This window comes from Bittarella sp. HCP28S3_D9 (genome assembly GCF_052065655.1).
Lineage (GTDB): Bacteria > Bacillota > Clostridia > Oscillospirales > Ruminococcaceae > Bittarella > Bittarella massiliensis.
In genome coordinates, this window is sequence record NZ_JBQHTP010000005.1 from 82,637 (window position 1) to 94,384 (window position 11,748).

Consider the following 11,748-nt stretch of genomic DNA (forward strand, 5'->3'; position numbering starts at 1 on the left):
AAGAGCCCGCCGGAACGACTTGCTCCGGCGGGCTCTTTTCATTGGCTAAACGGCTTTTATTTAGAAGGTGTTGACCTTTTCGAGCAGGTCGCGCTTCATCTGCCACAGTCTGGGGGAGAGATCGACGTAGTAGCGGTGGGGGTTTTCAAAGCGCTTGACCTCTTCCCAGAGGTGGTCCACCTGCTCCAGACAGTAGTTTTGCAGCTGCTGCAGGGAGAGGGGGGTGTAGAGGGACTTGCCACCGGCAAAGACCTGTTCCAACACCGGCACCGCGTAGACGTTCTCAAGGGTCTGCTTTTTCCAGGTGGCGTTGGGGTCGAAGATGGTGATGGGCTTCGAGGTGTCCACCTCCTCGCCGTACTCGGTCACATAGTCGGCGATGGCCTGGTGGGTGTCCTTGTCAAAAAAGCGCCAGACCTGCTTGAAGCCGGGGTTGGTGATCTTCTCCACCGTCTCGGAGATCTTGATTTTGGGGATGTAGTGCTCCCCCTCCTGGATGGCGACCAGCTTGTAGACCCCGCCGAACACCGGGTCGGACTTGCTGGTGATGAGGTTCTCCCCCACCCCGAAGGAGTCCACCTTGGCCCCCTGGGTGATCAGGTCGCGGATGATGTACTCGTCCAGCGAGTTGCTGGCCACGATCTTGCAGTCGGTGAGACCGGCCTCGTCGAGCATTTTGCGGGCCTTTTTCGAGAGGTAGGCGATGTCGCCCGAGTCGATGCGGATGCCCGCCGGCCGGTAGCCCCGGGGGATGACCACCTCGTTAAAGACCTTGATGGCGTTGGGGATGCCCGATTTGATGACGTTGTAGGTGTCCACCAGCAGGGTGCAGCTGTCGGGGTAGATCTCGGCGTAGGTCTTGAACGCCTCGTACTCCGAGTCGAACATCTGCACCCAGCTGTGGGCCATGGTGCCGGTGGCGGGGATGTGATAGTCCCGGTCGGCAATGGTGCAGGCGGTGGCGGCGCAGCCGCCGATATAGGCCGCCCGCGCCCCCAAAATGGCGCCGTCGTAGCTCTGGGCGCGGCGGGAGCCAAACTCCATCACCGGCCGCCCGTCGGCGGCCCGCACCACCCGGTTGGCCTTGGTGGCCAGCAGCGACTGGTGGTTGACAGTCAGCAGGACCATGGTCTCCACCAGCTGGGCCTGGATCACCGGGCCCCGCACAATGACCACCGGCTCGCCGGGGAAGACCGGCTCCCCCTCCTTGGCGGCCCAGACGTCGCAGGTGAAGCGAAAGTGCAGCAGGTAGTCGAGGAACGCCTCGCTGAAGATGTGCTTGCCCCGCAGGTAGTCCACATCCTCCTGGGTGAAGCGGAGGTTGTTCATGTACTCCACTAGCTGCTCCAGCCCGGCGAAGATGGCGTAGCCGCCCCCGTCGGGGATCTTGCGGAAGAACATGTCAAAGACGCCGATCTTGTCGTCCATCCCGCTCTCCAGATAGCCGTTGGACATGGTCAGCTCGTAAAAGTCGGTGAGCATGGTCAAATTGCGTTCGTTTTGCAGATCCAGACCCATTTTGCGGTCCTCTCCTTTTTGGGCCGCCCGGCTCATCCGTCCCCGGCGGCGATTCTCAAATTTTTCCACATCTCTCCCCCCGATCGGGGGAGGGGCGTCCGCCCTGTCAGGTTGCACAGAAGTCCTTGCAGGCTCCCCGAAGCGCGGCTGCTTTTCTATTTATTATAGCACAGAGGGCGGGGGTTGTCATCCCGCCCGGTAGCCCTCCACCTTCTGCAAAAAGGCCTCCCAGCCACCGGTGTCCCGCATGATTTGGGGGCAGTTTTTCTCCATAAAGTCGTGGTGCTGCTTGATGTTCTCGATCCCCAGGCCGTAGTAGTCCAGCAGGTAGGCGGTGAGCTTGGCGGCGTTGTCCACCGCCTGGGCGTAGTCGCCGTCGTCGTTGACACAGATCTCCACCCCGATGCCGCACTGGTTCCCCCCGCCGGCGGTCAGCTTGTCGCCGGCGTGCCAGCCCACCTCGTCGTCCGGCAGGTGGTGGTAGATCTGGTGGTCGTCCACCGTGTAGTGCCAGGAGAGGGTGCTCTCCACCGACTTTTTCTGTATGTACTCGCTGTGGCGCTGGGCGTCCGCCCCCTCTGAGTGGTTGGCCGTCTCGTGGATGACCACCCACTTGATCTCCCGCTTGATGCCCGGGCGGCCGGCGTTCCCCTCGGGGATAAATTCCTCGGTCACCGGGATGCCGGCGATGGTCTGGGCCCGGGAGGGCTCCACCGGCTGTCGGTACCGGCAGCGGGAGAGGATGAGCAGCCCCCCCAACAGCACCGCCAGCAGCCCAAAGAGGATGGGGCGCAAAGGGAGGTGCCTGTCCCGCCCGCGCGGGCGAGGGCGAGGGCACGGGCAAGGGCGGGAAACCTTTTTCAGCGGCGGCCTTCGCCGGACGGTGGATGGCGGCAATTTCACACTTCCTCTCACAACTGCTCTCATTTACTAGAGTATACACCATCTCCCGAAAAAATACTTGACGACTTTCTTTCGATCTGCCCGTCCACAGCTGCCTTTTTTTGGGAGACATCTGTCCTTGGCAAAGGGCAAATTTGGCGCTACACTGGTAAAAAAAGAGGGGGGCGGCGCAGGCTTCCCCCACTACTGGAGGAATCGAGCCAATGGACAAGAAAAAAGTCATTTTAGACGTGGATACCGGCAGCGACGACGCCGTCGCCATCATGACCGCCCTGCTCTCCCCCGAGCTGGAGGTGCTGGGCATCTGCACCGTCAACGGCAACCGCTGCATCGAGATGACCACCGAAAACACCCTGCGGGTGGTGGAGTACCTGGGCAGCGACGTGCCGGTCTTCAAGGGCTGCCACCTGCCCCTGGTCAGCTCCCTGACCCCTGGCCGCCGGCCCCACATGCCCTTCACCGGCCAGGAGGACCCGGAGGAGAACGTCCACAGCGACTACCTGGACTACCTGCCCGCCGCCACCATCCAGCCCCAGCGGCAAAACGCCGTCAGCTGGCTGGTGGACACCCTGATGGCCTCGGACGGGGACATCACCCTGATCCCGGTGGGGCCGCTGACCAACATCGCCGCCGCCATCCGCATCCAGCCCGAGATCGTGGAGAAGATCAAAGAGATCGTCATCATGGGCGGCGCCTACGAGTACGGCAACATCACCCCCGCCGCCGAGTTCAACATCTGGATCGACCCCGAAGCCGCCAAGATCGTGCTGGACTGCGGCGCCAAGATCACCCTGGTGCCCCTGGACGCCACCCACCGCGCCTGCATCTCCCTGGGCGAGTGCGACCAGCTCGACGCCATGAACACCCGCGCCTCCAAGGCCACCTCGGAGTTTGCCCGCTACCGCATCAAGGGCTACCGGGTCTTTCAGCCCATGGAGCAGGACGACTGGGGTCCCATCCACGACGCCCTGGCCGTGGCCGCGGTCATCGACCCCACCGTCCTCAAAGACGTGCGCCAGCTCTATGTGGACGTGGACTTCTCCGGCGGCTTTGCCGACGGCATGACCATCTGCGACGTGAATACCCGCGACAAAAAGGCCCGCAAGAACTGTGCGGTCGCCCTGAACGCCGACCGGGAGAAGTTTGTCTCCCTGGTGATGCGCGCTATGGAGCGCTCGCCCAAATAACAACGGCCTCCCATTAAAAATCGCCTCTCCGCACTGTCGGAGGGGCGATTTTTTTACCTAAAATTTTCCTTTTATTGCGGGGCGGTGGAAAAGCCTTCGCGGTTTTCACAAATCGTGAAACTTGTCGAAAAAAGGGGTCTGCACGGCTTCTATCTCCTGTATGATGCTTAAGGAAAGACTATCTACTAGGAGGTAATAAAAATGAGTACATTCGCCTATGTGCGGGTCTCCTCCCGCGACCAAAACGAAGACCGGCAGCTGATCGCCATGCAGGAGTTCGGCGTGCCGAAGACCCACATCTACACCGACAAGCAAAGCGGCAAGGACTTTGACCGCCCCAGCTACCAGCGGTTGATGCGCCGGCTCAAACCCGGCGATCTCTTGGTGATCAAGTCCATCGACCGTCTGGGGCGCAACTACGACGAGATCATCCAGCAGTGGCGGGAGATCACCAAGCGCAAACAGGTGGACATCGCCGTGCTGGACATGCCCCTGCTCAACACCCGACAGGGCGACCGGGACCTGACCGGCGTCTTCATCTCCGATTTGGTGTTGCAGATCCTCTCCTACGTGGCCCAGACCGAGCGGGAGAACATCCGCCAGCGGCAGCGGGAGGGGATCGACGCGGCCAAGCGCAAGGGGGTCGCCTTTGGCCGCCCGCGAAAGCCCATCCCGCCCGAATTTCCCCTGCTCAAGCGGCAGTGGCAGGGCGGCGCCATCAGCTCCCGCGAAGCGGCCAAGCGCCTCGGCGTCTCCCAGGACACCTTTCTGCGCTGGACCCGGGAACACTGAAGAGATGCGGCCCGTTGGAAATTTTTATAAAAAGAAATGGTAGACTTTACCTTTCGCGCCGCAACTGGCCAAACCCGCTTCTCACGCGGAAAAAGGTTCCTGAAACAGAGCCTAAAAAATGTCAACTTTTACAGGAAAACAGGCCTTTTGAAGCGCCTTTTACACATTTCCCATTATACTGGCAGCGAAAGAAATTATCTGCTATATCGAGCAGCAGAGGGAGGGGACGACTTTGCCGAAAGACCTGTTGGAAGAGCTGGCGGACAGCCTTCACTGCACCTATCTGTCCGACCTGCGCCGGGCGGACCTGCGGACATTTTTGCCGGAGGCCGTCGCGCGGGTGCCCGCCCACACCCACTCCCTGCAGGAGTGGAACGACGCCGCTGCCTACCTTTTGGGGGAGGATGTGGAGCCCTTTGACGACCCCGAGCAGGCCAAGGCCTTTCTGCAACAGCACCCCGCTCCCCCGCCCAAGGCGCAGCGCTAAATGGCCCGTGTAAAAGTTCCCGGACGAAGGGGTCGTCCGGGGCTTTTTTAGTCCCCGCAACCGGGCGCACGCCCAGCTGTTGCCCGTTCCCCCTCTCCCCGCGCAGGCCCTGCCCACGCCACGGGGCGGCCCAGCCCCGGCCGCGCACCTGCGTCCAGGGGGATGCGCCCGCCCCCGCTCACGCAAACAGGTTGCACCCATCCCTTCTCGTCGCGCCGGCAGCGCGGGGAGGAGGCGATTGCAAGCGGGCATCTTCAAGAGAAGCACCTTGTTTTCTGTCGCCAGATGCGGTAAAATAAATGGGTATTTTTATCTCCGGCACCAAAGCGCACAAAGGGGGCGAGGGGGCGTACCTCCCCGGCCTTTTTGGCGCCAATTTTTTAGAAAGGGGGCAGTGATATGGCCTCTCTGCTGGTCAAGGCCTTTGTGCGAGACTGCGAACAGGTGGGGGACACCCGGGTCCGGGCCCGCTATGGCACCCTCTCCGGCGCGGTGGGCATCGCTGCCAATGTCCTGCTCTTCGCCGCCAAGTTGGTGGTGGGCACCCTGGCGGGAAGCGTCTCCATCGTGGCGGACGCGGTGAACAACCTCTCCGACGCGGGCAGTTCCATCATCAGCCTGCTGGGCTTTAAGATCTCCGAAAAACCGGCGGACCGGGACCACCCCTTCGGCCACGGCCGCACCGAGTATGTGGCCGGGCTCATCATCGCCTTTTTGATCTTGCTGCTGGGCTTTGAACTGGGGCGCACCTCGCTGGACAAAGTCCTCCACCCCGCCCCGGTGGAGACTTCGGCGGTGACGCTGGCGGTGCTGGCCGGCTCCATCGCCTGCAAGGTGTGGCTGTGGTCCTTCAACCGGCGCATCGGCAGGGCCATCTCCTCCACCACCATCCTCGCCACCGCACAGGACAGCCTCAACGACGTGGTCGCCACCTCGGCGGTGTTGACGGCGGCGGTGGTCTCCCTGCTGACCCCCCTGAACCTGGACGGGTACATGGGGCTGGCGGTGGCGGCCTTCATCCTCTTTTCCGGGTACGGGGTGGCCAAGGACACCCTGGGCCCCCTGCTGGGGCAGGCCCCCGACAGCGCCCTGGTGAGCGAGATCTCCCGCAAGGTCCTCTCCCACCCGCAGGTGCTGGGCATCCACGACCTGATGGTGCACAACTACGGCCCAGGGCGGACTTTCGCCTCCCTCCACGCCGAGGTGGACAGCTCCGCCGACATCCTGCAGAGCCACGACCTCATCGACAACATCGAAAAAGACCTGGCCCAGGAGATGGGGATCCAGATGGTCATCCACATGGACCCCATCGTCACCAACAACGACACCGTCAACGCCCTGCGGCAGACGGTGCTGGAGTGCGTGCAGCGCGTCCGCCCTGACTTGAGCATCCACGACTTTCGCGCGGTGCTGGGCGAGACCCACAGCAACCTGATCTTCGACGTGATGGTGCCGGTGGACTGCCCGGTGAAAAACCACGACCTCTGCACCCAGATCGAGGCGCAGCTGCGGGAAGTCGACCCCCGCTACAACGCCGTCATCACGGTGGACCGGGGGTACCAGGTGGACTACGGCGAGCGCCGCGAGTAAACGCCCCTAAAACAGCCCTCTGGCCGAAAAAAAGCACCCGGCGGGATATTTCCCTGCCGGGTGCTTTTGATTCGCTGTGCCCCCATTTTGAGGGGGAGTAGAGGGCGCAGCCGATCAGGCGTCGAAGAAGCCGAGGATCGCCATCCCCACCCCCGCCATGGCGATGAGGGCGTAGTGTTTGGCCGTGAGCTTTTCCTTGAGGAAGATCCGGCTCCAGACCACGCTGAGCAGGCAGTAGCTGCTGATGACCGGCGCGGCGATGATGGGGTTGGCGCCGATGGCGAAGACGTAGAAGTACTGCCCCACCGTCTCGCAGAGGGCGGCGGCCATCTTGGGCTTTTCATCCCAGACCACCAGCTTCTGCTTTTTGATGAGCACCACGTAGATGAAGGCGCAGACTGCCAGGAAGAGGAAGGTGAACTCGTAGGCCATGTTGGCCTGCTCCTCGGCGATCACGGTGTCCAGCAGCAGAGCGTCGGCAAAGGTGCCCAGGCCGTCGATGACGCAGTAGAGGATGGGGAAGAGGACGGCGATGATGCTGCGGGTGTACTTCTTGTCCGGCGAGAGGGCCGCCTCCCGCCGCAACTGGTCGTCCCGCCGCTTTTCGAGCAGGCTCAAGAGGAAGACCGCCAGGCAGATGAGAAAGACGGCGAAGAACTGGATGCCGTTCATGGTCTGCTTTAAGAAGACAAAGCAGAGGAGGGCCGCCACCGCCCCAGAGGAGTTGCAGATGGGGCTGGAGATGGACAGCTCGATGTAGCGCAGCCCCACATAGCCAAAGATCATGGCCAGAATGTAGAGGAAGCTGGCGGGCAGGTAGGTGATGATGTCCCGCGGCGAAAAGGGGGTGCCGGTGAACAGCAGGTAGAGGGCGTGGACGCCCATCACCAGCCCCACGGCCATCACCATCTTCCAGTGGCTGTACTTGTCAGAGGGCTTGGAGCCCATTTTGCTAAAGAGGTCGGAGCCGCTCCACCCGAGCAGCGCCAACATAGAAAACCAAAACCAGGTCATTGTAAACCATCATCCTTTTGCACAATTTGCCGCCGATGGAAACGGCCGGTCGCTGCGAAAGGGGCGGTCGCTCACCGCAGCGCGGCGGCTCCCTGCGGGGGCGGCCTGCGGGGAAAGCGGTGGGCAATGCTGTCCCAGCAGCCCACGTGGGGGCAAAACGAAATGGGTTTCACAGTGCATTGTCCTTTCTGCGCGGCCCGCAGGCCCGCCTGGTCTTTTGCAATCACGCAAAGCGGTTTATTGTATCACGGCAGGGCGCGCCCCGTCAAGGCGGGGGCATAAAAATGCCGCCAGAGGCCCATACTTTCCCTATATAAAAAGGAGGCGTTTTGCAGATGTCTGAAATCAAGAGAAACACCGACCCCCTCGCCGAACTGCCGGAGGGACTGGGAATGGCCCTGGCCCGCAACTTCCCCGCCATGGAGCGCTTTGGCTCCCTGCCGGAGGCGGCCAAGCGCCAAATCGTCGAGCACACCCACCAAATTGGCTCCAAGCAGGAGATGGCCGCCTTTGTCCAGCAGATCGCCGAGGGAAAAACCAGCTTTTAAGGGCCCTTGCAAAAACCGTCCAAACCGTGTACCATAGGGGTGTGGCAGAGATTGCCAACACAAAATTTGGGAGGTCTTTCTATGCGTGAAATCGTCTCTTTCCTGCAAGATGCCGGCGCTTTCTTCCTGGCCACCGACGACGGCGGCCAGCCCCGGGTGCGGCCCTTCGGCTCGGTGATGGAGTTTGAGGGAAAGCTGTTTTTCTGCACCGAGAACACCAAAGCCGTGTACCGCCAGCTGGCGGCCAATCCCAAATGCGAGATCTGCGCCCTCAAGGGGGAGGAGTGGCTGCGCCTGTGCGGAAAGGCCGTCTTTGTAGACGACAAGGCCGCCAAAGAGGCCATGTTTGTCGCCGACCCCGCCCTGGACGCCATCTACGGCACCCCCGAAAACCCCGAGTACGTGGTCTTTTACCTGGACGGGCTGACCGCCCTGCTCTACCCCGAGGAGGGGGAGCCCACCAAACTGCTGTAAATTTTTGCAGATAAAAAGCAGAGCCGCCCCCAGCGGGCGCCTCTGCTTTTTTTGTTTTTATGCCTTACAGCTGCTCCAGCAGCCGCATCTTGATGGCCACCACCCCGGCCGCCTCTTCCTGGGCGGGGGTGTAGTACTGGTAGATGCCCGCCATCTTCCTTTCCAAGCTGTCCGCCGGGCCGCAGCGGCCGTATTCCAGGTCGGAAAAGAGGGCGCGAAAGGTGGGGTAGCGCAGCAGCCCCTCCACCCGCACCACCAGCCGGCGGCTGCGGTCGGCAAAGTCGGTGAATACGATCTCGTCCCCCAGCTGCAGATCCCAGGTCTCCCGGTCGTACAGCCGCAGCTCAAACTCCTTTGAGCCGTTTAAAATATTCCCAAACGCCTTGGGGTTGATGTCCAGTTGGCGGCGCATCGCGCGTCCCCCTCTTCTCTTTTTTTCAAAGCATACCACAACCGGCAGGCTTTGAAAAGGGGTCACTGCACCAGCCAGACCCGGCGGTGCTGCACCCCGAACGAGAGGGCGTCGCTGTGCCGGCCCACCGCCAGGTCGATGGTCTGGCCGCGGATGGCGCTGCCGGTGTCCTGCGCCTTGCGAAAGCCGATCCCCTCAATGTAGAGGGTGGAGCCCAGGGGGATGACTTCGGGGTCCACCGCCACCGTCACCCCCGCGCAGACCGGGTCGCCGCTGCGGGTGGTGTCCGAGCCGCCGCAGATGTGCGCGTAGCGCTCGGTACAGTAGGCGCAGAGGGTGAATTCCCCCAGTTCCTCCGCCGCAAAGGGGGTGGCGGGGCCCCCCTCCTCCATCGCGGGAAGATGGGCGGAGACGGCCGCACAGGGGCGGGCGGTCAGCGCGCCCCCCGCCCCGCTGCCACCGGTGAGGAGGAAGGGGGAGAAGGCGCAGAACAGCAGGGCCACAAACCGGCGTTTCACAATACACCCACCCCTTTTTCAAATTTTAGCACTCTATTATTTTGATTGCTAATCATTTTAAAATTATTCATATTTCATCCCTTGATTTGTCACAAATGCGCAGTATACTGCAGTTGTAAGGAAGAGAAAGAGGGGATTTCCAATGGGACACAATCGAATGTGACCCCGCAAATGGAGTCCGAAAACCCGTTCACAGCAGAGAATGAGAAATGGAGGAATCGACAATGTTTGAACTCATGCCTTTTGGGACCATCCGCAACAACCCGTTCCACGAGCTGGACAAATTGGAAAAGCAGCTGTTTGGCGATTTCGGCAGCGACTTTTCCCAGTTTCGCACCGACATCATCGAAAAGCCGGACAAATACGTTTTGAAAGCCGACCTGCCGGGGTTTGAGAAAAAGGACATCAAGGTGGACCTCAAGGGCGACACCCTGACCATCACCGCCCAGCACGACGAGTCCAAGGAGGACCGCCACGGCAACTACCTGCGGCGGGAGCGCAGAAGCGGCTCCTACACCAGGAGTTTCAGCGTCGCCGGCATCCAGGCCGACGGCATCGACGCCGAGTACAAGAGCGGGGTGCTGACCGTCACCCTGCCCAAAGAGCCCACCATCACTCCCCCGTCCCACCAAATCGAGATCCGCTAGTACACCCGCAAAGGGGCCGCGCCGCAGGGCGCGGCCCCTTTTTTCTCCCCCGTCTAAGTCGCCAAGTCAGCCCTCTCCCCCGCCGGAGCGCGCAAATCCCCCCTGCTCGCCGCCGCAGAGGGGGCAGTTTTGGGGCGGGGCGCAGTCGTAGGCGGGGAAGCCGCAGCGCTGGCAGCGCCAGCCGCGCGCCTCCCGCGCCCGCAGGAGGGTCCCCCCCTCGACCTGGGCCGCCAACTGCCCAAAGCGGTCCCCGTGGGTCTTCTCCACCGAGGAGACCGCCAGAAAGAGGGCCACCGCCTGCAAAAAGCCCTCGTCCCGGGCGATTTGGGAGAGGGCGGCGTAGAGCTCCCACTCCCGGTACTCGTCCTCCTGCGCGTCCCGCAGGGAGGCGCCCAGGTCGCCGCTGTGCACCGGGTAGGCGGCGGTGAACTCGATCTGGCTGCCCGCCAACGGGGCCAGCAGCCGGTAAAAGGCGCGGGCGTGGGCCTCCTCCTCTTTTGCCGTCTGGCGGAAGGTCCGGCAGACGGTCAGGCAGCCCTCCCTCTCGGCCCCGTCGGCCGCCAGCAGATAGCGGGTGCGGGCCTGGCACTCGCCGTCAAAGGCGCGCATCAAATGTTCTTTTGTCTTGCTGTCTTGCAGCTTCAAAAAAGAAGCCCCCTCTCGTTTTGCTGCCTTGAGTATGGCAATTTTTTGCAGGGGGTATGCACAAAGAGAAAGGCCGCCGGAATAACCCGGCGGCCGCCGGCGCAGACTAGCAGTACAGCGCCATTTGACAAGGAGGATCGGGAGATGAACGAGTTTACCGCACACCTGAGCGAGGACGGCTACTTTGCCGGCCTGCCCAAACTGATTCAGGAGACCATCAAGCAGACGGGAGTCGAGTTTTCCTCGCAGGAGGAGCTGCGCCAGTACGCAGAGAAGCTGATGGACCGCTAGCGCGTCCACTGCGCGAAAAAGGCGGGGAGGCCCAATGGGCCTCCCCGCCTTTTGTCGCGGTGTGAAAAGCGCTACTTCTCTTCGGTTTTGGGGGCCGCCTTTTTGGCGGCGGGCTTCTTGGCAGCCGGTTTCTTGGCCGGTGCCTTCTTGGCGGCGGGCTTTTTGGCAGCCGTCTTAGAAGCGGTCTTGGAGGTGCGGGTCACCGTCTTTTTGGCCGGGGTCACGTCGGTGATCAGCCAGGCCTGGTTGTCGCCGGCCACGTCGTCCCAGATCTGCAGCTGGGCGCCGTCGCACTTGGCCATGTCGACGATGTCGAGGCACTTGCCGGTCTGCTTGGATTTGATGCGCACCAGGTTCTCGCCGATCTCCTCTAAAAACCAGAGCTGGTTGTCGCCGCCGGCGAACTCCCACTGGTGCAGGCGGGTGCCGTTGTCGGTGCCGCCCATCTCTACGTCCAGGCACTTGCCGGTGCCCTTGTTGAGGATCTTGTAAAAGCGCCCCTCTTTTTTAAACTGCCACTGCTGCTCCTTGGCGGCGCCCGCCTCGGCCAGGTAGATGGCCTCGCGGCCCTCGCCGGCGGCCTCGATCACTTTGGTGCTGTCCTTGGCGGAAATGGTGTAGACCTTGGTGGCGGTCAGTTTCAAGCTTGTCTCTTTTGCAGGCATGGTGTTGGCTCCTTCTCTCCAAATAGTCGTCTCATTTATAAACCGGCGGCAGGGATC

At 62.1% G+C, this 11,748-nt stretch carries 15 protein-coding genes; 8 read left to right on the forward strand and 7 right to left on the reverse strand.

All coding sequences use genetic code 11. From position 1 onward, the window contains the following. Window positions 1-60 precede the first annotated feature (60 nt). Window positions 61-1,518: a nicotinate phosphoribosyltransferase gene (locus ACTNAU_RS04640; RefSeq protein ID WP_441097730.1), complete on the reverse strand. Its 1,458-nt coding sequence runs from the start codon at window positions 1,516-1,518 to the stop codon at window positions 61-63. Between the two features lie 186 nt (window positions 1,519-1,704). Then, window positions 1,705-2,313, reverse strand: a complete 609-nt coding sequence (locus ACTNAU_RS04645) for a peptidoglycan recognition protein family protein (RefSeq protein ID WP_441097717.1) — start codon at window positions 2,311-2,313, stop codon at window positions 1,705-1,707. A gap of 311 nt (window positions 2,314-2,624) precedes the next feature. Between ACTNAU_RS04645 and ACTNAU_RS04650 the strand changes: the two genes are divergently transcribed. The 4 genes from ACTNAU_RS04650 (at window position 2,625) to ACTNAU_RS04665 (ending at window position 6,477) form a co-directional block, all read left to right on the forward strand. Continuing rightward, window positions 2,625-3,608, forward strand: a complete 984-nt coding sequence (locus tag ACTNAU_RS04650; RefSeq protein ID WP_185916129.1) for a nucleoside hydrolase — start codon at window positions 2,625-2,627, stop codon at window positions 3,606-3,608. A gap of 201 nt (window positions 3,609-3,809) precedes the next feature. After that, window positions 3,810-4,400, forward strand: coding sequence for a recombinase family protein (locus ACTNAU_RS04655; RefSeq protein WP_216401613.1), 591 nt, complete (start codon window positions 3,810-3,812; stop codon window positions 4,398-4,400). 232 nt (window positions 4,401-4,632) lie between these two features. Continuing rightward, window positions 4,633-4,887, forward strand: a complete 255-nt coding sequence (locus ACTNAU_RS04660) for a hypothetical protein (protein ID WP_185916128.1) — start codon at window positions 4,633-4,635, stop codon at window positions 4,885-4,887. A gap of 399 nt (window positions 4,888-5,286) precedes the next feature. Beyond that, the gene (locus ACTNAU_RS04665; RefSeq protein ID WP_441097718.1) at window positions 5,287-6,477 is read left to right on the forward strand and encodes a cation diffusion facilitator family transporter; all 1,191 of its coding nucleotides are present in this window, start codon (window positions 5,287-5,289) and stop codon (window positions 6,475-6,477) included. 114 nt (window positions 6,478-6,591) lie between these two features. On the opposite strand, the gene ACTNAU_RS04670 is transcribed toward ACTNAU_RS04665, so the two are convergent. After that, entirely contained in the window at window positions 6,592-7,491 is a 900-nt protein-coding gene (locus tag ACTNAU_RS04670) for an EamA family transporter (protein WP_185916126.1), read from the reverse strand. A gap of 335 nt (window positions 7,492-7,826) precedes the next feature. Between ACTNAU_RS04670 and ACTNAU_RS04675 the strand changes: the two genes are divergently transcribed. Together ACTNAU_RS04675 and ACTNAU_RS04680 are read left to right on the forward strand one after the other, a co-directional pair. After that, window positions 7,827-8,039, forward strand: a complete 213-nt coding sequence (locus ACTNAU_RS04675; RefSeq protein WP_185916125.1) for a hypothetical protein — start codon at window positions 7,827-7,829, stop codon at window positions 8,037-8,039. 81 nt (window positions 8,040-8,120) lie between these two features. Next, on the forward strand, window positions 8,121-8,513 hold the full coding sequence (locus ACTNAU_RS04680; RefSeq protein WP_185916124.1) for a pyridoxamine 5'-phosphate oxidase family protein: 393 nt from the start codon (window positions 8,121-8,123) through the stop codon (window positions 8,511-8,513). A gap of 64 nt (window positions 8,514-8,577) precedes the next feature. Here ACTNAU_RS04680 and ACTNAU_RS04685 read toward each other — a convergent pair whose 3' ends face one another. Both ACTNAU_RS04685 and ACTNAU_RS04690 read right to left on the reverse strand, forming a co-directional pair. Continuing rightward, window positions 8,578-8,925 carry an ASCH domain-containing protein gene (locus tag ACTNAU_RS04685; protein ID WP_185916123.1) on the reverse strand — a complete coding sequence of 116 codons (348 nt, stop codon included), beginning with the start codon at window positions 8,923-8,925 and terminating at the stop codon, window positions 8,578-8,580. Window positions 8,926-8,987: 62 nt separating this feature from the next. Then, the gene (locus tag ACTNAU_RS04690; protein ID WP_216401609.1) at window positions 8,988-9,443 is read right to left on the reverse strand and encodes a 3D domain-containing protein; all 456 of its coding nucleotides are present in this window, start codon (window positions 9,441-9,443) and stop codon (window positions 8,988-8,990) included. 224 nt (window positions 9,444-9,667) lie between these two features. Between ACTNAU_RS04690 and ACTNAU_RS04695 the strand changes: the two genes are divergently transcribed. Beyond that, window positions 9,668-10,090 (forward strand): Hsp20/alpha crystallin family protein, encoded by a 423-nt coding sequence (locus ACTNAU_RS04695; protein WP_044992501.1) that lies wholly within the window; start codon window positions 9,668-9,670, stop codon window positions 10,088-10,090. 66 nt (window positions 10,091-10,156) lie between these two features. On the opposite strand, the gene ACTNAU_RS04700 is transcribed toward ACTNAU_RS04695, so the two are convergent. Continuing rightward, window positions 10,157-10,735: a rubrerythrin family protein gene (locus ACTNAU_RS04700; RefSeq protein WP_441097719.1), complete on the reverse strand. Its 579-nt coding sequence runs from the start codon at window positions 10,733-10,735 to the stop codon at window positions 10,157-10,159. Window positions 10,736-10,879: 144 nt separating this feature from the next. On the opposite strand from ACTNAU_RS04700, the gene ACTNAU_RS04705 reads away from it, so the two are divergent. Continuing rightward, the gene (locus tag ACTNAU_RS04705; RefSeq protein WP_441097720.1) at window positions 10,880-11,026 is read left to right on the forward strand and encodes a hypothetical protein; all 147 of its coding nucleotides are present in this window, start codon (window positions 10,880-10,882) and stop codon (window positions 11,024-11,026) included. 71 nt (window positions 11,027-11,097) lie between these two features. Here ACTNAU_RS04705 and ACTNAU_RS04710 read toward each other — a convergent pair whose 3' ends face one another. Continuing rightward, the gene (locus tag ACTNAU_RS04710) at window positions 11,098-11,691 is read right to left on the reverse strand and encodes an RICIN domain-containing protein (RefSeq protein WP_021659391.1); all 594 of its coding nucleotides are present in this window, start codon (window positions 11,689-11,691) and stop codon (window positions 11,098-11,100) included. Between the last annotated feature and the right edge of the window lie 57 nt (window positions 11,692-11,748).